21 protein-coding genes and 1 pseudogene are annotated in these 19,293 nt (G+C 58.7%); 16 read left to right on the forward strand and 6 right to left on the reverse strand.

Annotated elements, in window-relative coordinates:
• Positions 1 to 252: 252 nt before the first annotated feature.
• The 3 genes and pseudogenes from G0D83_RS24635 to G0D83_RS32870 form a co-directional block, all read left to right on the forward strand.
• Positions 253 to 1,299, forward strand: a complete 1,047-nt coding sequence (locus G0D83_RS24635; protein WP_164197219.1) for an efflux RND transporter periplasmic adaptor subunit — start codon at positions 253 to 255, stop codon at positions 1,297 to 1,299.
• A gap of 6 nt (positions 1,300 to 1,305) precedes the next feature.
• On the forward strand, positions 1,306 to 4,344 hold the full coding sequence (locus G0D83_RS24640) for an efflux RND transporter permease subunit (RefSeq protein ID WP_164197220.1): 3,039 nt from the start codon (positions 1,306 to 1,308) through the stop codon (positions 4,342 to 4,344).
• Positions 4,345 to 4,557: 213 nt separating this feature from the next.
• Positions 4,558 to 4,692: pseudogene (locus G0D83_RS32870) on the forward strand (cytochrome P450); the annotation flags it as partial.
• A gap of 18 nt (positions 4,693 to 4,710) precedes the next feature.
• Here G0D83_RS32870 and G0D83_RS24650 read toward each other — a convergent pair.
• Positions 4,711 to 5,487 (reverse strand): winged helix-turn-helix domain-containing protein, encoded by a 777-nt coding sequence (locus G0D83_RS24650; protein WP_164197221.1) that lies wholly within the window; start codon positions 5,485 to 5,487, stop codon positions 4,711 to 4,713.
• A 212-nt stretch (positions 5,488 to 5,699) separates the two neighbouring features.
• Between G0D83_RS24650 and G0D83_RS24655 the strand changes: the two genes are divergently transcribed.
• The 3 genes from G0D83_RS24655 (at position 5,700) to G0D83_RS24665 (ending at position 7,096) form a co-directional block, all read left to right on the forward strand.
• Positions 5,700 to 5,873: a hypothetical protein gene (locus G0D83_RS24655; protein WP_164197222.1), complete on the forward strand. Its 174-nt coding sequence runs from the start codon at positions 5,700 to 5,702 to the stop codon at positions 5,871 to 5,873.
• Positions 5,874 to 5,983: 110 nt separating this feature from the next.
• Positions 5,984 to 6,502: a MucR family transcriptional regulator gene (locus G0D83_RS24660; RefSeq protein WP_235958187.1), complete on the forward strand. Its 519-nt coding sequence runs from the start codon at positions 5,984 to 5,986 to the stop codon at positions 6,500 to 6,502.
• Between the two features lie 117 nt (positions 6,503 to 6,619).
• On the forward strand, positions 6,620 to 7,096 hold the full coding sequence (locus G0D83_RS24665) for a CYTH domain-containing protein (protein ID WP_164197223.1): 477 nt from the start codon (positions 6,620 to 6,622) through the stop codon (positions 7,094 to 7,096).
• Between the two features lie 28 nt (positions 7,097 to 7,124).
• Here the strand turns inward: G0D83_RS24665 and G0D83_RS24670 are convergent, their stop codons facing one another.
• Positions 7,125 to 7,583 carry a single-stranded DNA-binding protein gene (locus G0D83_RS24670; protein WP_164197224.1) on the reverse strand — a complete coding sequence of 153 codons (459 nt, stop codon included), beginning with the start codon at positions 7,581 to 7,583 and terminating at the stop codon, positions 7,125 to 7,127.
• 175 nt (positions 7,584 to 7,758) lie between these two features.
• Between G0D83_RS24670 and G0D83_RS24675 the strand changes: the two genes are divergently transcribed.
• The 9 genes from G0D83_RS24675 (at position 7,759) to G0D83_RS24715 (ending at position 15,380) form a co-directional block, all read left to right on the forward strand.
• A complete protein-coding gene (locus G0D83_RS24675; protein ID WP_164197225.1) occupies positions 7,759 to 9,132 on the forward strand; it encodes a hypothetical protein in 1,374 nt (457 codons plus the stop codon).
• A gap of 41 nt (positions 9,133 to 9,173) precedes the next feature.
• The gene (locus G0D83_RS24680; RefSeq protein WP_164197226.1) at positions 9,174 to 10,250 is read left to right on the forward strand and encodes an endonuclease/exonuclease/phosphatase family protein; all 1,077 of its coding nucleotides are present in this window, start codon (positions 9,174 to 9,176) and stop codon (positions 10,248 to 10,250) included.
• Positions 10,251 to 10,275: 25 nt separating this feature from the next.
• Positions 10,276 to 10,863 (forward strand): hypothetical protein, encoded by a 588-nt coding sequence (locus tag G0D83_RS24685; RefSeq protein WP_164197227.1) that lies wholly within the window; start codon positions 10,276 to 10,278, stop codon positions 10,861 to 10,863.
• On the forward strand, positions 10,860 to 11,480 hold the full coding sequence (locus G0D83_RS24690) for a hypothetical protein (RefSeq protein ID WP_164197228.1): 621 nt from the start codon (positions 10,860 to 10,862) through the stop codon (positions 11,478 to 11,480). Before G0D83_RS24685 ends, G0D83_RS24690 begins: the two co-directional genes overlap by 4 nt.
• Positions 11,477 to 11,908 carry a hypothetical protein gene (locus tag G0D83_RS24695; protein ID WP_164197229.1) on the forward strand — a complete coding sequence of 144 codons (432 nt, stop codon included), beginning with the start codon at positions 11,477 to 11,479 and terminating at the stop codon, positions 11,906 to 11,908. The genes G0D83_RS24690 and G0D83_RS24695 overlap by 4 nt, the downstream gene beginning before the upstream one ends.
• A gap of 80 nt (positions 11,909 to 11,988) precedes the next feature.
• The gene (locus G0D83_RS24700) at positions 11,989 to 12,765 is read left to right on the forward strand and encodes a hypothetical protein (protein ID WP_164197230.1); all 777 of its coding nucleotides are present in this window, start codon (positions 11,989 to 11,991) and stop codon (positions 12,763 to 12,765) included.
• A 246-nt stretch (positions 12,766 to 13,011) separates the two neighbouring features.
• Positions 13,012 to 14,163, forward strand: a complete 1,152-nt coding sequence (locus G0D83_RS24705) for a hypothetical protein (RefSeq protein WP_164197231.1) — start codon at positions 13,012 to 13,014, stop codon at positions 14,161 to 14,163.
• 24 nt (positions 14,164 to 14,187) lie between these two features.
• A complete protein-coding gene (locus G0D83_RS24710; protein ID WP_164197232.1) occupies positions 14,188 to 15,132 on the forward strand; it encodes a DUF4349 domain-containing protein in 945 nt (314 codons plus the stop codon).
• On the forward strand, positions 15,132 to 15,380 hold the full coding sequence (locus tag G0D83_RS24715) for a hypothetical protein (protein WP_164197233.1): 249 nt from the start codon (positions 15,132 to 15,134) through the stop codon (positions 15,378 to 15,380). Before G0D83_RS24710 ends, G0D83_RS24715 begins: the two co-directional genes overlap by 1 nt.
• Positions 15,381 to 15,548: 168 nt before the next feature.
• On the opposite strand, the gene G0D83_RS24720 is transcribed toward G0D83_RS24715, so the two are convergent.
• From G0D83_RS24720 to G0D83_RS24735, 4 genes are all read right to left on the reverse strand, one after another.
• A complete protein-coding gene (locus tag G0D83_RS24720) occupies positions 15,549 to 16,133 on the reverse strand; it encodes a hypothetical protein (protein ID WP_164197234.1) in 585 nt (194 codons plus the stop codon).
• Complete coding sequence (locus tag G0D83_RS24725) at positions 16,121 to 16,666, reverse strand: DUF882 domain-containing protein (protein WP_164197235.1); 546 nt, start codon at positions 16,664 to 16,666, stop codon at positions 16,121 to 16,123. Before G0D83_RS24725 ends, G0D83_RS24720 begins: the two co-directional genes overlap by 13 nt.
• A gap of 4 nt (positions 16,667 to 16,670) precedes the next feature.
• Positions 16,671 to 17,213, reverse strand: a complete 543-nt coding sequence (locus G0D83_RS24730; RefSeq protein WP_203595653.1) for a DUF882 domain-containing protein — start codon at positions 17,211 to 17,213, stop codon at positions 16,671 to 16,673.
• A 110-nt stretch (positions 17,214 to 17,323) separates the two neighbouring features.
• Entirely contained in the window at positions 17,324 to 18,073 is a 750-nt protein-coding gene (locus tag G0D83_RS24735) for an adenylate/guanylate cyclase domain-containing protein (protein WP_164197236.1), read from the reverse strand.
• 68 nt (positions 18,074 to 18,141) lie between these two features.
• On the opposite strand from G0D83_RS24735, the gene G0D83_RS24740 reads away from it, so the two are divergent.
• Positions 18,142 to 19,071 carry an ATPase, T2SS/T4P/T4SS family gene (locus G0D83_RS24740; RefSeq protein WP_164197237.1) on the forward strand — a complete coding sequence of 310 codons (930 nt, stop codon included), beginning with the start codon at positions 18,142 to 18,144 and terminating at the stop codon, positions 19,069 to 19,071.
• The last annotated feature ends 222 nt before the right edge of the window (positions 19,072 to 19,293 follow it).

Consider the following 19,293-nt stretch of genomic DNA (forward strand, 5'->3'; position numbering starts at 1 on the left):
TCGCGGTCTGATCCGTCCAGATCCAGCAGTCTGCGCGACCGCAGGTGCCGCTTGCGGCAGAAAATCCTTGTCTAGCGATCGGATACAGGCGATCTTCACCTCAAACGACACGCCACCTGGGGAATGCAGGTTCATGGGCCCGGCCTTGATCACGCAAATTTTTCGCGGCAGTGATTGTCAACAGCCGTAATTCCGCATCTGCGCTGACAGTTTTGTCGCCGCCTCTCTGCCTCGACACGGAAAGCTCTGCCCATGAAAATATCCAGCCTGTTCCCCATGCTCCTGGCGCTTGCTGCGACCGGCATCCCTGCGGCCCATGCGCAGGACGCGCCCCGCCTGGCCAAGATTATTGAACTTTCTCAGGACGATACGGGCCTTTCCCGGCAGTTCTTCGGGCGGGTCGCCGCGCGTGAGACCGTCGATCTGGCCTTTCAGGTGGGCGGCCAGATTGTCGATTTTCCGGTGGGCGAGGGGCAGGAACTTGCATCGGGCGATCTGATCGCGCGGCTGGATCAGGAGCCGTTCGAACTGGCGCTTGACCGGGCGCGGTCCCAGCAGGCGCAGGCGAACCGCAATCTGCAGCGGCTGGAACAGTTGCAGGGCAGCGCGGTCAGTCAGGTTTCGGTCGATGACGCCCGGACAGAGGCCGAACTGGCCGCGATTTCCGTCCGCGATGCCGAGCGTGCGTTGGAAGAAACCACGCTGATGGCACCCTTCGATGCGCTGACCGCATCGACCAGCACGTCCAACTTTACCACCATCGCGGCGGGTGCGCCGGTGGTCCGCCTGCATGACATGTCCGAGATCCGGATTGAGATCAATGTCCCCGAAATCCTTGTTCAGATGGCCGGAAAGACGCAGGATTTCGAACTTTGGGCAGAGTTTCCGACCGATGATCAACGCTATCCGCTGGAGATCCGCGAGTTCAGCGCGGAAACCTCTGTCACCGGGCAGACCTATCGCGTCACGCTGGGTCTGGAACCACCCGAAGATCGCGTGATTCTGCCCGGCTCATCCGCGTCGGTCACGGTGTCTCTGCCGGGGCACGAAAACTACATCACCATCCCATCATCCGCCATCGTGACGGCAAATGACGGCACGCCGCAGGCGATGCTGTTCGAACCCGTTGGCGCGACGGAAGGCACCGTCCGGCTGGTCGGGATCCAGATCGAAGGGGGCGAGGACGGGACCGTCAGCGTGATCTCTGGCCTGGAACCGGGGCAGGAAATCGTCGCCAGCGGCGCTGCCATACTGGACGATGGCGAGACGGTGCGCCGCTTCACCGCATTTGGCGAGTAAGCGGTCATGAGCATCGCAAGACTGTCAATCGAACGCCCGATCTACACATGGATCGTGATGCTGATCTGCCTGTTCGGCGGCATCTGGGGGTTCTTCAACCTTGGCCGGCTGGAAGACCCGGCATTTACCATCAAGACCGCCGTCGTGGTCACGCAATATCCCGGCGCGTCCGCCGAGGAAGTGTCGCGCGAAATATCCGAGCCGCTGGAATCCGAAATCCAGAAAATGGCCGAACTGGACGAGGTGCGATCCACCAATCAGCCGGGCCTGTCCTGGATCGAAGTGGACATGAAGGATACCTATGACGGTGCCGAACTGCCCGGCATCTGGACCAAGCTGCGCAACCGGGTGGGCGATGCCGCGCTGCCGAACGGGGCGTCGCAGCCGTTCGTGAATGACAGTTTCGGCGATGTCTACGGGCTGTATTTCGCGGTGACTGCGCCGGGCTTCGACAATCGCGAAATCTATGAATTGTCGACCTTTCTGCGCCGCGAATTGCTGGCCGTGGAAGGCGTGGCCGATGTGGTGCTGGGCGGGGTGCCGGATGAGGTGATCTATATCGAACCCGATTCGGCGCTGACCGCCAATCTCAACGTGGCGAACACGGTCATGCGCTCCGCACTGGCCGGGGCCGATACGCTCAGCGATGCCGGATCCATCCAGACAGAGGACGGCCGGACCCTGATTCAGGGACCGGAAGGGAATGACAGCGTCGAAGAAATTGCGGGCCTGACCATCGGCGTTGGCGGGCAGTTGCTGCGGCTCAGCGATTTTGCCGAAGTCTACCGCGCCGAAAGATCCACCCCGGATCTGATCGTGCGCAATAACGGCGCCGATGCATTCACGCTTGGCGTGGCGGGGATCAGCACCGAAAACATCGTCGATGTCGGCCACCGCGTCGATCAGCGGCTGGCGGAACTGGCCCCGGAAATCCCGGTGGGGATCGAGCTGCACCCGATATATCGGCAGCATCTGGTGGTTGAAGAGGCATCGAACGACTTTCTGATCAACCTCGCCACCTCTGTCGCCATCGTCGTGATCGTGCTGGCGCTGTTCATGGGGTGGCGGGCGGCTGTCGTCGTCGGCACCACGCTTTTGCTGAACGTGGTGGGCACCCTGCTGTTCATGGCGCTTTTCTCGCTGGAGATGGAGCGGATTTCGCTAGGTGCGCTGATCATCGCGATGGGGATGCTGGTCGATAACGCCATTGTCGTGGCCGAGGGCATGCAGATCGCCATGCGACGCGGCCTGACGGCGCGCGAAGGCGCGGATGAGGCCGCATCAAAGACCCAGATCCCGCTTCTGGGCGCGACGGTCATCGGCATCATGGCCTTTGCCGGGATTGGACTTAGCCCCGATGCGACGGGCGAGTTCCTGTTTTCGCTGTTTGCCGTGATCGCGATTTCGCTGCTGCTGTCCTGGGTGCTCGCGCTCAGCGTGACGCCGCTTCTGGGCAAGTATCTGTTCTATCGCGGCCATGAGGATGGCGAGGACGCCTATGGCGGCGCGATCTTCCGCGCTTATCGCAGCGTCCTGCGCGCCTGCCTGAATGCATGGCCGCTGGTGATTGCCGGTCTGCTGGCGGTCACCATCGGCTGTTTCATGCTGTTCGGCCAGGTCCGCCAGCAGTTCTTCCCCGACAGCAACACGCCGCTGTTTTTTGTCGATTACAAGCTGTCGCAGGGCGCATCGATCCACGAAACCTCGCGCGATCTGAAAGTGCTGGAGGACTGGCTGGCCACGCGCGACGATGTCGTTGCCTATACCAGCTATGCCGGGCAGGGCGCGGCGCGGTTCATGCTGACCTATACCAGCGAGCAGCCCAATCCCAGTTATGGCCATGTGATCGTGCGCACAGAAACGCTGGACGCGATTGCGCCGCTGATCGCCGATCTGAAGGATTTTGGCGCGCGCGCCCTGCCGCAGGGCGTTCTGAATGCCGAACGGCTGGCCTTTGGTCCCGGCGGTGGCAACCCGGTCGAGGTGCGGTTCTCTGGCCCCGATCCCGAAGTGCTGCGCGACCTGGCCGATGAGGCCATGGCGATCATGGAAGAAAGCTCTGACAAGATCATGACGCCGCGCACCGACTGGCACGAAATGGAACAGGTCCTGCGCCCCAGATACGCCATCGACCGCGCGCAAGAGGCCGGGATTTCGCGCGACGATATCGCTGAAACCATGCTTTTCGCGACAGACGGCGTGTCGGCGGGTGTGTACCGCGAAGGCGAACGGCAGATCCCGCTGGTGGTGCGCGCGCCTGCCGGTGTCGCGCTGACGGATCATCTGATGTATTCGTCTTCGGCCAATCTGCTGGTGCCCTTTGAACAGGTCACCGACGGGCTGGCCTTCGAAGGTCAGAACACGCTGATGATGCGCCGCGACCGGGTCTATACCATTGCGGTGGGTGCCAAGCTGCTGCCGGGCAATCTGGCATCCGAAGCGCAGGCCGACCTGCAAAACCCGATTGATGGCATGGCGCTGCCCACCGGCTATCGGATGGAATGGGGCGGCGAATATGAAAGCTCTGCCGAAGCGCAGGCCAGCCTTGCCAAGCAATTGCCGCTGAGCCTGCTGATCATGGTGCTGATTTCGGTCCTGCTGTTCAACGCGTTCCGCCAGCCATTGATCATCTGGCTGCTGGTTCCGATGTCGGTGAACGGGGTCAGCCTGGCGCTGTTCGCGACCGGAATGCCGTTTACCTTCACGGCTTTGCTTGGGCTTTTGTCGCTGTCGGGGATGCTGATCAAGAATGGCATCGTCCTGGTCGAGGAGATCGATCTGGTCCGGGAAGAACATCCCGAGATGCCCCTGAAAGACGCCATCACCACGGCCTCTGTCTCGCGCCTGAGACCGGTTTTTCTGGCCGCCGCGACGACGATCCTTGGCATGCTGCCCCTGCTTCCGGATGCGTTCTTTCAGTCCATGGCGGTCACGATCATGGGCGGTCTAGCCTTCGCCACCATCCTGACCATGATCGCGGCACCGGTCTTCTATTACGCGTTCTTCCGGCGGGATGAGCTGAAGATGACAGAGGTACCGGCGTGATCTGATCCGGGCGCGCTGACGGGCTGGACGGGTCGCGGCAGGTCCAACTTCGTCAGCTTGCAGCCTGTTGGCCTGCGCGCGCGAAAATCTGCCAGAATCGGCTTGACGCGTCGCCCGGCCTCACATACATCGCCTGCACCCAATGTGGCGCTTGGGGCGGAGTAGCTCAGCTGGTTAGAGCAGCGGAATCATAATCCGCGACTAGACGAAACACTACGGCTTTGGTCTCCCGTGCAGGGGTTTACGCGCCTTGCAACCCAGAACACAAAGGTCGGTGGATTCGACGTGCAGGATGGAGATCGGTTGCTGCTTCTATTCGGATCGGCCAATAGAGATGAAGGAGTCTGGGTGGATGCAGATTCAAAGCTAGTGCCGCGTGAGGCTCATTCCGGCAGTCTCGGAGAATTCAAACCGATACCCGACACCGCGGATCGTCTTGATCGCAGCCGTGCCGTTGATAGGTGCCGCCTTGAGGAGCTTTCTCAGCTGGGCCACATGCTGATCAAGCGCACGATCGTCGTAGTCCGCCTCCCGTCGCAGGACATTGATATAGGCTTCGCCCTTGGGCACGATTTGCCCCGCACGCGCGATCAGATACTCCATCAACCGAGCCTGGGTGATCGTCAGACGAATGCCAGTGGCCAAGCCGCGGAGCCAGAGGCTGCGATCGCTCTTGAGCTCAAGGCGTTTCAGGTCCCCAAGCAGCAACCCATCGCCATATTCCGTAAGTACGTCGACGACTGTCGGGAAGAGCTCGTCGAGAATCGAGTGGCTCTTCTCCAGGGTTGCCACGATCTTGAGATCCTCGCATTGCTCATCACTGAACCCGGCATTCCGCTCCAGCAAGGCAAGAATTCGAACCTTGGGCTTGCGAATGCGGAATGCCTTGGCAAGGTCATCGATCCGGCCATCAGCCAAGATGGTGCCACAGATAAAGAGGTCAGGCATACTGCCGTTCATACTCTGTGTGACAGCTTCAGCGATGCAGGACACCTGTTCAATCCGCCAGTGATCCTTCCTCGACAGGGGGTCAGTCACGACCAGTTTGGTGAACTGATCGTTCCCAATCACCATGATCCTCGCTTCACGCGACGGCAGGGCACACAGTTCCGGGCCTGCATTGGCCAACGTTCCAAACGACATAGACCACCTCCATCCAATACACGGCAGCGTTGAATCCCATGTCTCTCGCTTCCGCTAAAGACAGATGCCGGATACATCGCCGTGCCACGAAAGAAAACCCTAGATGCTTCATGGATACCGTGCTGCCAGCCCGGATCCAACTGAAGATACGTCTGAAACTCCAAATAAACTAACTTGGTATAACGTTTAACCATGGCCAAATGGAGTGTACCATGTCTGCAACACAGCATGCAAAAATCGCAACTGTCGTCATCCCGGGGACCAAAGGGAACCAACTCGCACAGGGGAAACTGATCTCTACCTTTCCATGCGAGAAGGACGGGAAAGAGGTTACCTATGGTCGCCTCGATGTTGAGGGTAAGGTAATCGAGGGGGAACTTGTTTGACGGACAATCCCCTCCCCTCGATCTCTATTCATCATTTTTAAACTATTAGTTGACGGGCTGAATCTTATCCTTTATAAAAGGCTTCATCTTTAGGTTTTAACGAGGATGAGATGAAGGATTTCCCAGCCATTCCCGCAACCAATATTTCCGACTCTATTGTTGACTCAGAGTCCACCGAACACATGATTTGCAGCCTTGTCACCCGTAAGGCAGCCTCATGCCTGAAGAGCGGTCATCCCATGTCCCCTCTCGACATCGCGATGATGACCCTGAACCTGCAGAAGGTGATGGCCGGAGAGCCCGCTCTTCAGCCTGCGCAGGATGAGGTGCTCGAGAAGACCTGGAAGGGCGAACGTGCCCCTGGCGATCCGTTCTGTGCGCCGGAAGACAGCGTGCATCCCGACTACATCATCTGCCTCGAGAACGGCCGCCAGCTTTCCATGCTCAAGCGTCACCTCAAAGAGACGCACGGCATGACGCCGGACGAATATCGGGCCAAGTGGAACCTCCCCAGCGACTACCCGATGACCGCGCCGAACTACACGGCGTCCAAGGCCAAAGCGGCGCGCGCCCGCGGCCTTGGACGGCACAAACGCCCGGAGCCTGTCGCCAGCCTCGTTGGCGCCTGATATCCACACACTGACCTAGAGCTCAGGCCCTGCCATATCGGTGGGGCCTTTTGCTTTTAGACATCCTCGAGAAACCTTCGCCTGCTAGAAATTGAAGGAATGCCAGGAGGTCACCGCATGCCCACGGAAATCGAACGCAAGTTTCTCATCGACACCAGCCATACAGAAGTGGTCAAGCTCCTGCAGCAGGCCCCCACTCACATCCAACAGGGCTATCTCTCGGATGATCTGGCCGCGACCGTCAGGGTAAGGATCATGGGGGATCAGGCTTTCCTTACCGTGAAGGGCCCGACCATCGGCATTGCGCGCGCAGAGTATGAGTATGGGATCCCCGTCGACGATGCCGAGCGAATGATCTCCGAGATGTGCGACAATGTTCTGCGTAAGAAGCGGTACTACCATAGGCTCGAGGGAGGTCTGACCGTCGAGATCGACGTCTTCCCCGACCTCGATCTGGTTGTCGCAGAGGTGGAGCTGCCCGATGCTGACTCCCAGTTCACATGGCCAGAATGGTTTATAGCGGAGGTCAGTGATGACCCCCGCTATTTTAACAGTGAGCTCGCAAAAAATGGGAGCGCCGGCCTCACCCTCTAGGGGGTGAGGTCTATTCTTTTTGCCGTCGCTAGAACGGGATCTCATCGTCTGGGTCAAATCCGGAAGCACGCGAGGGCTCTTCTTCCTCGTCTTCCGGCGTTCCGGCAGCCGACACTTCACCGATCAGCTTCCATTCCTCGTCGGTGATTTCATTCTGCGGCCAAACGTCCGAGAACATCAGCCCGACGCTGCCGTGGTCATCATTCACGACGATCTGAGCAGTGTTGCCACCGTTCAGGTAACCCAGTTCACCCATGACTTTGAGCCAGACGCCGCGGGCGCCTTTCTTCTCGAGCATCGGCTGGGCATCTTGCTTGAAGCAGATCACGCGATGCTCAGAGAAGACCCATGCGGTTTTCCCGGATTTCACCACCGGACGGCCTGTGCGCATTTTCAGAATTGCGTACTTCTTGCCGCGGGCCGACGTCTTGAGCTCCGGCGCAGCCAGCAGTTCACCGACAAGCCGGACATCATTAATGTAGGACAAGGTTGTTCTCCATGGTTTCCCGGCCATCCTACGTCACAAAAAGAATAGAAGTCAACAGACCCTCTTAACCATACCCCTCTATTCTTACCGGATGATCGATGGATGCAAGATATCTGTATGTCTTGAACTGCGGGACCAGTTCAACGAACATCTACGCTCTGCTAAGGCAGGCCAGATGTCCAATTCGCTGGCACCCGCCAGTGAAGCCCTATCTTGCGTGCAAGAAGCCTTGGAAGCGCATCTCGGCCACCTTACGAGGCTTCGCGATCTATGGCTTTCCCGGCCCTACAGGGGAGAGCGCCCGCGCATCCGGGTTGTCATCTCTGCGCATTTCGACGCCCGCGGGAGCTACAGCATACGCTGGGACCCCGTGACCACGCTCCATTCAGACACCAAACCTCTGAAGGATCTCGCGCGCTCTGAGCTGCCGATCGGCTGGAACACCCTGACGATCCCTGCACTCTCCGATCGCACAGAGCCCCGAACACCTGCTGACGAGGCTCTCTTCAGGGCGGCCTTCAAGGTACCTGCCCTACTGGCGTCGGCACTCGGTCGCGTGAGTGAGGCTCATGTTTCCGCTTGTCATGTGATGCACGCCGGCGGCGGCATTACTGCCTGCGATATCGAGAACGTCGAGCGTGCGGAGATCACTTCAGGGCTTGCGGCCATCGAAAAACTTCCCTGGATTTTGCTTGCTGAGGTTCTCTATGCCGTGGAAAGGGGGATGACCGCGGCGGATCTGAAACAAACCTGCCAGAGGGTCAACCACATCGAGAACATTGACCATCATTCTGCAGCCATGGCCCTCGCGATCGGCCGACGGGTTCTCGCCTATAACGCAGCTTGGTGGAGGTCAGCCGCCAAATTCGAGCTTCCAAAGCCGCGGGGGTTCAGACGTCGAGCGAAGCCCGGCCGCAAGCTTGTACGCGTCTCAGGTGCAAAGGCACGACATTCGTCGGTTGCACCCAGAGGAAATGAAGGGCGCCGCATTGCCCCACGCGGACAGATGCAGTCCTACATTCGAAACCGCCTGGCCGAGCGTGACCCTGATTGGGCTTTCACTGCCGGTGATTTTTCAGAGTTTGCCAAGACCTCAGATCGCAAACGCATCACAAGAGCCCTGGACGCCCTAGTGAGAAAAGGCGAATTGCAGGCTATTGCCAAAGGCGTCTATTGCTCAGCTCACTACGAAGCCACCAACTATGCGGCCCTGAAAGCTGTCATGCGCGATCGTGGGGAACACTGCGCGCCCGGCCCCGAGAGCGCAGGTCTCGTCCTCGAAGAGGGGTGCAAGGCCGCCTTTGACTTCTATACCAACGGCCCTCTGAAAATTTTCAGAGTCCGGAATCAAGTGCTGCGGCTCCATAGAGAACCCGTACCAGGATTGTGCTCGGAAATTCAGAGTTTCGCCCAACCAGCCCCTTCGATACTTCTTGTTCGACATCTTACCGGACAGGAGCGGCTTTCCTATGAGAGCTTCGACAGGCTGGCGGGAGAATTTCCTGACCAGCTTCGGCTATCCATGATTTTGACGGGCATGCTGCTTTAACTATCCTTGCACTTCTCTCGCCCCGCAGGTATAGTTTATCCATGACCCATAAAGCCACGCCCCGCGGCAACAAGAAAGCCGCAATCTGCTTCGTTCTGTCTCTTGTTCTATTTTGCCTCATTGCCGTTTCCGCAATGGCCGAGACCAGAATTGCCTCTTGGAACATCAAGCGCCTCTACGATGACGGCAAGGATATCGATGCTGTCGTGGAGGTGCTGAGCTACTTCGATGTGATCGGAGTTCAGGAAGTCATGAGCGAGAAGGGCCTGCAGAATGTCGTTGATGCCCTGCAGGACTACACTGGCAGTGAATGGGGGGTGATGGCGTCCCATGCCATCGGCCGCGGAAGCTACAAGGAGCACTATGCCTTTCTGTGGAGGAAATCTCGAGTCGAGTTCGTCGATAGCGCAATCGTCTACCTCGACGGACGAGATGTCTTCGCTCGAGAGCCGCTGAGTGCCCGCTTCATGGAACGGGAAACCGGCACGAACTTCATCCTTGCCAGCATTCATGTCCTTTACGGGGACAGCAAGTCCGACCGGACGCCGGAAATTCGTGCTCTGAGTGAATACTGGGAGTGGCTCGGAGAAACCTTCCCCGAAGAGCAGTTCTTCCTGATGGGGGACTTCAACATGCAGCCTGATGACGAGTCATTTCTAGGTCTCACGCGCTACGCCCGGCCGGTGATCACCGAGGGCGCCACAACGCTCGGAACTCGAACTGGCCAATTTGCCAACCTCTATGACAATATCTGGATCCCTCGCCGCATGACCGCAAACATCCAGGCAGGCATCTTCCGCTTCCCCGAGAAGCTCGGCATCAGCCATCGCTACGCCAGAGACAAGGTCTCTGATCACGCGCCGGTCTACATGATCCTGTCGGACCTGGACGAGACCACCGGTCACTACGCACCTGCTCACACGGCGCCCGATGCCACCGCTCCGGCCGCGAGCCAGGCCTCTGCCGGCGAGATCCGCGGTAATGCGAACTCCAAGATTTTCCACTTACCGGGCTGCCCGAACTACGACGACATGGCCCGCTCGCGAAATCTGAAATCCTTCCCGACGCCCAGCGCTGCCAAGGCTGCAGGATATCGCCAAGCCTACAACTGCGGCTGAGCCCGCCCCTGCTAAGGACATCGCAATGATCCCGAAAACGACCGATCTTCTCGCAATGGCGACCCGCTTCCAGGTGGACGCCGAACTCCGGATCGAAAAGCGCGGCGAGGACAGCTGGGCAGTATGCTCCGATAGCGGCGCGTGCCTGAATACCGACTACGAGCTTGAGTACGAACCGTCCCCTTCCAACAGGGATGAGGAGTTCATCGCTCGCGCACGCTACACCCTCGCAGGCGCGTTCCAGCAGATCACGGCCTTCCGCACGTTTCAGAAGTCGCTTCCCCTTTTGAAGATGAAGGTCGGGGACTTCCAGACGCCTGATCTAAAGGACCAGATCGACAGCATTACTGTCGGCGATCTCGTCGTTGTCCGCCTCGGTCGGCCTGAGCTGGGGACCGAGGCTACCGTTCTTGAAATCCAAGAGGTCACTTCCGAGGACGGCGAGGTCAGCTATAACGGCGTCACCTCCCACGACATGGTAAGCCCCTGGGGCCAGCCGGCAGGAACGAAAGTTCAGTTCCAACCGATCAACATCGTCGAAATCAGGAAAGCCTCTCCGAAAGACGCTCCTTCCGACACACATCCTGCAATCACCCAGAAGGACAACACATGACTGACCAGGAAAAGATCGTCGCCCTTGAGGCGGAAAACGCACGCCTCCGAGAACTCGTGGACTACACGCTGCAAGACAATCTGCACAACCGGCTGACCCCGCGCGTGATGGATGTCGCCTACTCGGCGTTCATGCAAGCCAAGCGCCCCAATTCCGAAGACGGCGGTGAGTCCGATTGGTACAATGACACCCGGCCGATGGTCGTGAAGGCAATCGAACAGATCCGCAAAGACATTGGCCTGCGGGGGACCGACTTGGCCTCTGGTGCAACGGCTCTCCCGGAGTCGGCCCCCAACGCCGCCGCACTCGTAACCGCAGAGCGTGAAATCTGCATCGAGATCGTCCGCAAGATGGTCCCCAACATTCCGATCGACGGTCCCGACACCAAAGAGCAGGAGATCGAGTACAACGCACTCGGCCATGCGCTCGAGGCATTGCGGGCGCGCCGCGGAAAGAACTTCCGAGCCGCACTGGATGAGATCGCGGACCAAATCGGACACTATATCGAACAAAGGCGAAATTTGCATAATTCAGGGCAGGTCGCCTCCAGCCCGGGGGAAGCGGCCTCGAGCGAGACCGAAGAGCAGGAACTCGCGTCCGGACCTGCTTTCAAGTGACCTCGTCACTGCCTCCTTGCCCGTTCTGCGGCGGCCCCGGCTCGATCTTTCCAGCTGGGCGCCATCCGACCGCTTTCGAAGGCGGTTGCCAGGACGATGAGTGCGCCGGCTTCGAAACGATCTGGGCCCTCACCGAAGAAGAGGCCCGTACCAAATGGGGGCGCCGTGCCCCCATTCCTGACAGCCTGGCGAGCAGGCTCGCGTTGGCCATGCTCCATGCAGAGGTACTCCCTGATTGCAAGTTGCGGGACTATCTCGAGATGCCCGACGAGGGAGACGCACGCGCGTTGGGCGTCACCTTCACGAATGGGACAGGATACAATCGGCTTTCGTATCACCTTAATGATGAGGTCGACGATGCCAAAATGGAACTCCTCTTGCGTGCCCTCGTGACCGCCGACAGAAAGCTGGCGTCCGCCAAGGAATAAACTCGGAGTTAATCTCTATCCTTCAAGATTAGGTGAAGTGCAATTTTGCGCTTCACTGACTCCAGAAGGAATTGAGCCCTATGAATTTCAAACGAACCGTCATCGCGCCGCTTGTGGTTGCCCTCGTGACCGCTATGCCCGCCTTCGCGGCCCCTGACATCATCACCGTGGACCGCGCCTCGGCTCCCTCTCCGGCGGAAGCTGCCGCCCGCCTTCAGGATGCCCTCGATGCCGCCAAGCCAGCAGAAGAGGTCTCGCCTCTCGGCAATCGCAGCCAGTTCTATCTGATGCCCAAGATTGGCACACTCGGCTATGGTGTCGATGTCGGCTATCAGGCAACCGACATGCTGGGCGGCCGGGTGATCTGGCGTGACTACAGCAGTGACTTCGATTTCGATGTGGACGAGGATTCCTTTGATGCTTCGGTCGATATCGGTGGTTTCGGTGCCCTGGTCGACTTCTACCCCACCCGTGGCAACTTCCGCATCAGCGGCGGGATCATGCAGCTCGACAACTCAGCTGAAGTCTCCTCCACCATCACCCGGGACTACACCTCTGGTGGCGTGCCCACCACCGGTTCAGCAGACATCAAGGGCAAGGTCGAATACAACTCCACCTCGCCGATGCTCGCGATCGGCTGGCACGACTATGTCGGCAAGAACTTCTCCTACGACATCTCGCTCGGCGCCGTGTACATGGGCAGCCCCGAGATCTCGCTGCGCTCTGTGGGGGGCGTTGCAGCCGGGGAGCCGGAAGTCGAAGCCGAGATCGATGACCTGGCAGATGACATCGAGGACGATCTGTCTGGCCTCAACTTCTACCCTGTGATCGAATTCGGGATGACCTTCCACTTCTGATCTCCCGGGCCTTTCCCAACGGCAATACCCGTCGGGAAAGGCCCACAAGCTGTCCAAAACTTTACTTTGTCACCCCACTGGGTTGATCGCGACCACACCGGTAATAAAATTCTATTCTTACCGTGTCCAAACTGGAACCAATGCCTGGCTCACGCGTTTTCATCCAAACCTTTATGATTTGTTCATATTTCCCTTGACGTGATGCCTCTATCCTTTTACAACCGGGAGGCCACCTGAGGGAATACCATGAAAGACCAATACTTCGACGTCACGCACACCCCCATCGTGAGCCTTAATGACGTAGTCGCCAAGTACGCCGACAATGCACCGGTCGCCGATCTCTCCGTTTCTTTCTCTGCCGACTTCCATGTCGAAGTTGCCGATGCGCAGGCTGCCACCACCATCGACCACGTGCAGAAGTCCTTCCAGAACTTTCTGACCGGACGGATCGTCGCCAAGGATGAAGACAGCTTCGGGGAAGAAGTGCTGTCAGACCTGGCCGCGGGTGATGCCGTTGCAGACTACGTGATCTCCAACTCGCTGATGAACTCCATCGTCCTCGATCAGGAGCTTCCCAGCGGCGACACACAGTTTTTCAGCATCACCGCTGCACCTGAAGCATTCGATGGCGCCATGTCCAAGCTGCTGGAAGTCACCGACAAGATGAGCTCTAATGAGTTCAAAACCTCTGCTCCCACGGAACTCGCGGTACAGGTGCGCCTGACTGAGGAGGAAGGTGTGCTCGATCCCCTGGTTCTGGCAATGGCATCCAACGAAATCCTTTGGCTGAACCGCTTCTCCCGGGCCGGCCGCGTGCTGCCCAGCGAGGTCTGGATCAAGAAGACGCTGTCGGGGAGCATCATCAACGAGTATTTCCGACTTCCGGTGCGTCTCAGCGCTCAGGATGACCTGAATACCTGGCGCGCTCACCTGAGCGGCATCGTGGAAGACATGATGGCCGATGGCCGTGATGGCGACTGTGCCTGTGTCATCAGCCCGGATCGTACGTCGGTCAACTTCTACCACATCGGCGGTGAGGCTTATGGCAATGACATCGCGCTGCTCTTCGCCACGATCAACGAGATGACCAAGGCCGTATCGGTCGCGACCATGGTTTCGGATCAGGTGACCATGCGCAACTCGGCCTCCCTGCTTCTGAGGGCCTTCGTTGATCGCATCCTGAACCTTCAGGAAACGGCAGAGGAATTCGAGTTTGCGGACTCTGACGAGAAACATGTGGCGAAGGCCATCTCGTCTCATGAGACCGAAGTCGGTGCGGTGCGATCCACGCCGTGTTCGGTCAATGTCGGGGGCATGGCAGTACTCGTCGACGGTCAGGACGAGAACGCCCAGCGCGCCGCGGCGGCCTTGCTTTTGGAACGCCAGGAAAACACTTGAGCCACAAGGCTCAAGGACATTCACATGAAAAGGCATCAGCTCATCTGCTTCTACGGCGTTTTACTCGCACCCTTTGTCGGCGCGGGGGTGCTGCTCTCAATCGGCCCAACGTCTATTGAGAGCAGCGATGCGGGCTTCAAAGTGGAGGCTTCGCGCGTTGTTCGTGGTCCAGAGGTCAGTGCGGCGAGCTTCGCAGATTTCGCAGCAAAAGGCATGCCAGTGGCCTCGAGCCCGGCCCGAATGGCAAGCGAAACCAATGTGCCCGACAGGAAAGTTCAGGAGACCCATCGGTTCGAGTTTGAGGCCGATCGGGACCAGGTGGCGGTATATTTCGATCGGGCCGTGTCTGCGTGTGATCCCGCATGGTGCACGATGCTCGACGGGTCGGTCTCCACTCAGGGCGCAAGCCACCATGCGAGCGTGAACGTACGTGTCGATCCCGACATGCTCGATCCCTATATGGCGGACGTAAAAGGTGAAGGTGTCGGCCTCGAGCTTCGGACCCATAGCCAATCCTCCCAGGATCGCACTACAGAATTTCAGGATGTTTCCGCGCGGCAGAAGAGCCAGGAAGCTCTTCGAGATCGCCTGCTTGAGCTCACCAAGAGCCCAAAAGCCAATGATGTCGGAGATCTGCTGAACATCGAACGCGAGCTTGCACGAGTACAGGGGCAGATCGAGTCCATGGACGCCAGGCTTCGCAGCATCGATGCGCTGACGAACAGGACCAGTGTTCACATCGCCTTCCGCAGTGAAGCATTGGCAGGCCCCGTCAGCCACCCTCCGTACATCAGCAATGCCCTCAACGAGGTTGGCTTCCTTGTCAGCAAGAACACCGGCCAGGTGATCCGTATCATTGCCGCGCTGCTTCCCTACGTTCTGTGCCTGGGCCTGCTCGCCTTCTTCGTTTTTAGAATCCTGCGCCTGAGAAAGTGGAAGCCTGCCAACCCGAGTGAAAAGGCGGAGTGATGGACAAGCTCCCCAACATCTGGATGACCTTCCTGGCGACCACCGCAATTGAAGCCCTGACTGTGCTAGCTGCCTTCGCCGGCATTTTGGCCGACATTTTTGGCTTCTCCGAGGCAGCCGCGACCTCTTATGCCTTCGCGCTTACCAGCCTAAAGGTGACGGGCGCACTGATGATCGTGCTCGCCCTCCACTCGCTTACGGTCGCGACCCTGGAGATGCGCGCGTCGCCGCGCACTCCCCTTCCTTAGCGACCTCCTCGTATAGACGAAGCATCTCGGCCTCTTCGACCTCCTCTTCGTTCACATACCAATTGCCGCCGGGAGCCCGGAGCACGCGGTTTCCCCGGTCGCGGAGAAAGTGGATCGCAGCGCCGATCTCCCCAATCGTGTAGTCATTCGCCATGGTCATGTCCCTGTTTAGAACATGGACATCTGTGCCGGCGGGATATTGCGTCGGCCAACAACCTGATCGACGATCTCCTGCGCAGAAGCATTCCTGAAATCAGGATGTCCGAGATTGATGATGTCTACCGCCTCCCCGAGCTCATCCTTGGCGAGCTGCAAAGCCAGGCTAGTTCCACCAACGAGTTTGCCGTCTTCCGTATAGCAGACGATCGCGCTGATTGGTGTGTCGTTGGGGGTCGTGTCGTCGCCAGGATAGCCCAGAACCTGCAGAACGTTGCGGGCCAGCAAGCGACGCGAGTTCTCGCTGAACTTCCGCCAGTTCCGGCGATACCGTGCGGCGATGTCGAAATATTCCCGCGGAATGTTGAAGTGCGGCGATGGATTGCCTCGGGCCCCCTTCTTGTGCAAAAAGATCTGCTTTTCGCCATTCGCGAGATCGCAACCTCTTTCGAAGGACTCGTCCGCCCTCTCTGCGCCTCCGGAGCGCAGGCACCACCCTTCAAGGGCAAGGAGCCGCCCTACCTCCACCATGGTCTCGCAGACCTCCAGCGGTGTTTCTCGGGAGCCGATCCCGGCGTAGTATTTCATGTCGTCCATGATCGGACCTCCCCTGTATCGATATGAAGTATGCTTTGTGTTGGAAGGAAGCCAACGCCCCCAAGACCGAGCTTTTCCGCTACGTCCCGAACGCGCTTCATGGGCTGATCAGGGATCGTGAAATCCAGAGCGCGACCGTAGCGGTGATACTCGTCGTCATGCTCCTCTTCGCCGCCTCCCCGGCGCGCCAAGGTGTTTTCAGAGAGTATCGCATCGAAGACCACCACCCTGCCGCGGTAGTCGAGTGCTGATACGATCGCGTGCAGGAAATCCAGAAGCGCCGGATCGATATCACCCTGGCTCTCTTGCTGTGGGTCGCGAAGGAATGTGGAGAGGTCACGCAGGGCCTGCGGGTTGTACCACTCCCCCCGCCAATAGGTCACCCGGATGGCTTCTCCCGTCGCCGGGCGCAGGAGCGAGAGAACCTTGTTGCGCGACGCATCATTGACGCCCGCTGCCGCCACGAAGCCCGGTTGCAGCGAGACGGCAGCCAATGCAATGCCACCAATGAGGTCACGACGCGCGATCATCATCTCTTCACCACGTCCTGACCCGACCAGTATCGACATGGACAAAATTGGACCTTGGATAGTAGCCGACACCACCCAACTGCAGGTTCATGGCGGTTTTCCTCAGCGTGTGCAGCTCGACTCCAGGAATGCGGATATCACCGGCCATCCCCTCCATGTGCAGAGAATGCTTGGCGACCCCGCTGGAACGGCTGCGCAACATCGCGTTGGTTTCCGGTGAGCGATAGCCCGAAATCAGATGAAGCCCCTCTCGGGCGCGGAGTTCGGTTTGAAGCGCGTAGAAGATGTCAAACAGTTCGGGGTCGATCTTGTGGACCCTCTCGTTGCGCCAATCGCGCATCATATGGTTCAGCAATCCGAGCCCTCGGGCATCATACCGACCGTTGCGCCAATAAGGCACTCGTGCATGTTCGATCCGGCCGTCGATTGGGTGCGTGTTCCGCAGCTCCAAGACCCGGACCGAATTCACACCGAAAGCTGTTGCCGCCTGAGGCAGAGCCGCTGAAAGCGCGCCGCCAGCCAAGCTGGCCAGGAAACTTCGTCTATTCATGAGTGAAATCCTTCCATCTGCTGGTAATGCGCGATGGTTATGGGACAGCAAAGTTTCACAGCCGTTTACGCGGCGGGCTGTCTTCGGACAGATCGCAGTGACGTGAACCCCTATGGAGCCGTTCGACTGAGCTCCGCGTTTGGCGCCACTTTATTCTTCTGCGCCATCTCGCTGACACGGCCCAGGCTGAAGGTCAGCGAAATGGCGACGGTCAGGGACACCAGAACCACGCCTATGGAGGAGCCAACCACGATCATCTTTCTGCGCCGGGCGGTGAGTTGACTTTGCCGCCTGAACTTCACGCCTTCCCGCGCCGCGCGGTCGGAGAGCATTTCGTAGGCGTGGACCGGGGCATCGATGTTCTTGAGCTCAACAAACCCAAGATCGGCAATCGGGAGATCAGAGACAGACTTCTCCGCAATATTCAGGAAGGTCTCCGACATGCACACAGCTCCGGGCTGCGTGTAGCCCTCGAGGCGCGCAGCGATATTCACACCAGAGCCGAGCACATCAGACCCGCGGGTGTAGATTTCCCCCATGTGCAGGCCGACTCTGAAAATGAGCCTCTTGTTCTTCGGGAACCTGGCATTCTCCTTGGCGAGCTTCTGCTGAATTTTCAGAGAACATTCGAGAGCTTCAGTGGCGCTCTCGAATACGGCGATCACGCTGTCGCCGGCCGTGTTGGCAATCCGTCCTCGATACTGGGCGATCGTGCTGTCGATGTACCGTCGCGACCTCTCAAGCAAGGCAAGGGTCCGATCCTCATCGTCGGCCATCAGGCGACTGTACCCAGCAACGTCTGCTGCAAAAATGATGGACAGCTTCCTGCCCTCTTTGCGGACCGAAGATTTGCGCGCCATTTCAAGTTCTCTTCACTGCACCTGAATACCTAGCTGGCACGCCCAACTTAAGAGAACGCGAACTGGCCATGGCAAACCTGTCCAACGTGAACTTCATGGATTTGTACATCCGGGTCGACGAGTCCGCTCCGACCTACATGCGACCATTCGCTCGGGATAAGGTCCTCCCGCCGCTTGTGATGGTGCCCGAGAAGTTCGAGGCCTGGGTTTGCGCCCTGCGTGAAAAAATCAGAGAGTCCGACAAGCGGGACTTCTCCATCATCTTCGATGGCATTCGCTACCGGGTGTCATGCAATCCCACCGCCATCGGCGAGACCTGGGCCAGCTTGAGAAAGGTGCCAACCGAGATCCCCCGGATGTCCGACCTGCGCATCCCGGGGCACATCCAGAAGCGCCTCAAGTTCTTTGCCACCAACTCAGGGCTCGTGCTCATCACCGGCCCAACCGGTTCAGGCAAGAGCACCTCCGCCACCGCCCTGCTCAGCCACTGGCTTCAGTCCCATGGCGACGTCTGCGTGACCATCGAGGACCCGGTCGAATACGACCTGCAATCCAAGACCTGGGGCGATCACGGAAGGTGCTATCAGTTCGAAGTCTACGAACAGCACGAGTGGGCAGAATACCTCAAGATGTCCTTGCGCTGGCATCCCCGCTACATCTTCCTAGGCGAGCTCAGAACACCGGAAGCCTGCGCCCAGGCTCTACGGGCGGCCACATCCGGTCACCTTGTCCTGACCACGCTTCACGCCGGTACAATTCAGGATGCCCTGCATGCCATGCGCCAGCTCGCCACGCCTTTTGCCGGGGACCGAGCTGATCATCTCATCGCTGACAGTTTCCTGGCTGCAACCAACCAGGAGCTGACACCGCACGGCCCCAAAATGCAGGTCCTCTACTCGGAAGGGAAAGGTCTTGGAGATCCGGTCAGGGCCAATCTGAGGTCAGGCAAGATCGAGCAGCTCGAGACCTGGATCGAAAGGCAGAACCGTGGGCTATAAAGTTAAATGTAACAGTTAATAGGTAATGGATGAGTTCGAAAAACAGGAAAGCATATATATGAGAATAGAAGCATGCAGATGGTGCTTTAAACATCGGGAGCTCTGCAAGTCGCACGCCATACCAAACGCCTTCTTTAAGAGTCTAAAGACGGCCGGTCAGTACTGGCGCCTTACTGAAGGCCAGAGTGGCATAACCAAGGGTCAAGATGGAGGCTCTGATAG

It is taken from the genome of Salipiger sp. PrR003 (assembly GCF_010500785.1).
Taxonomy (GTDB): domain Bacteria; phylum Pseudomonadota; class Alphaproteobacteria; order Rhodobacterales; family Rhodobacteraceae; genus Salipiger; species Salipiger pacificus_A.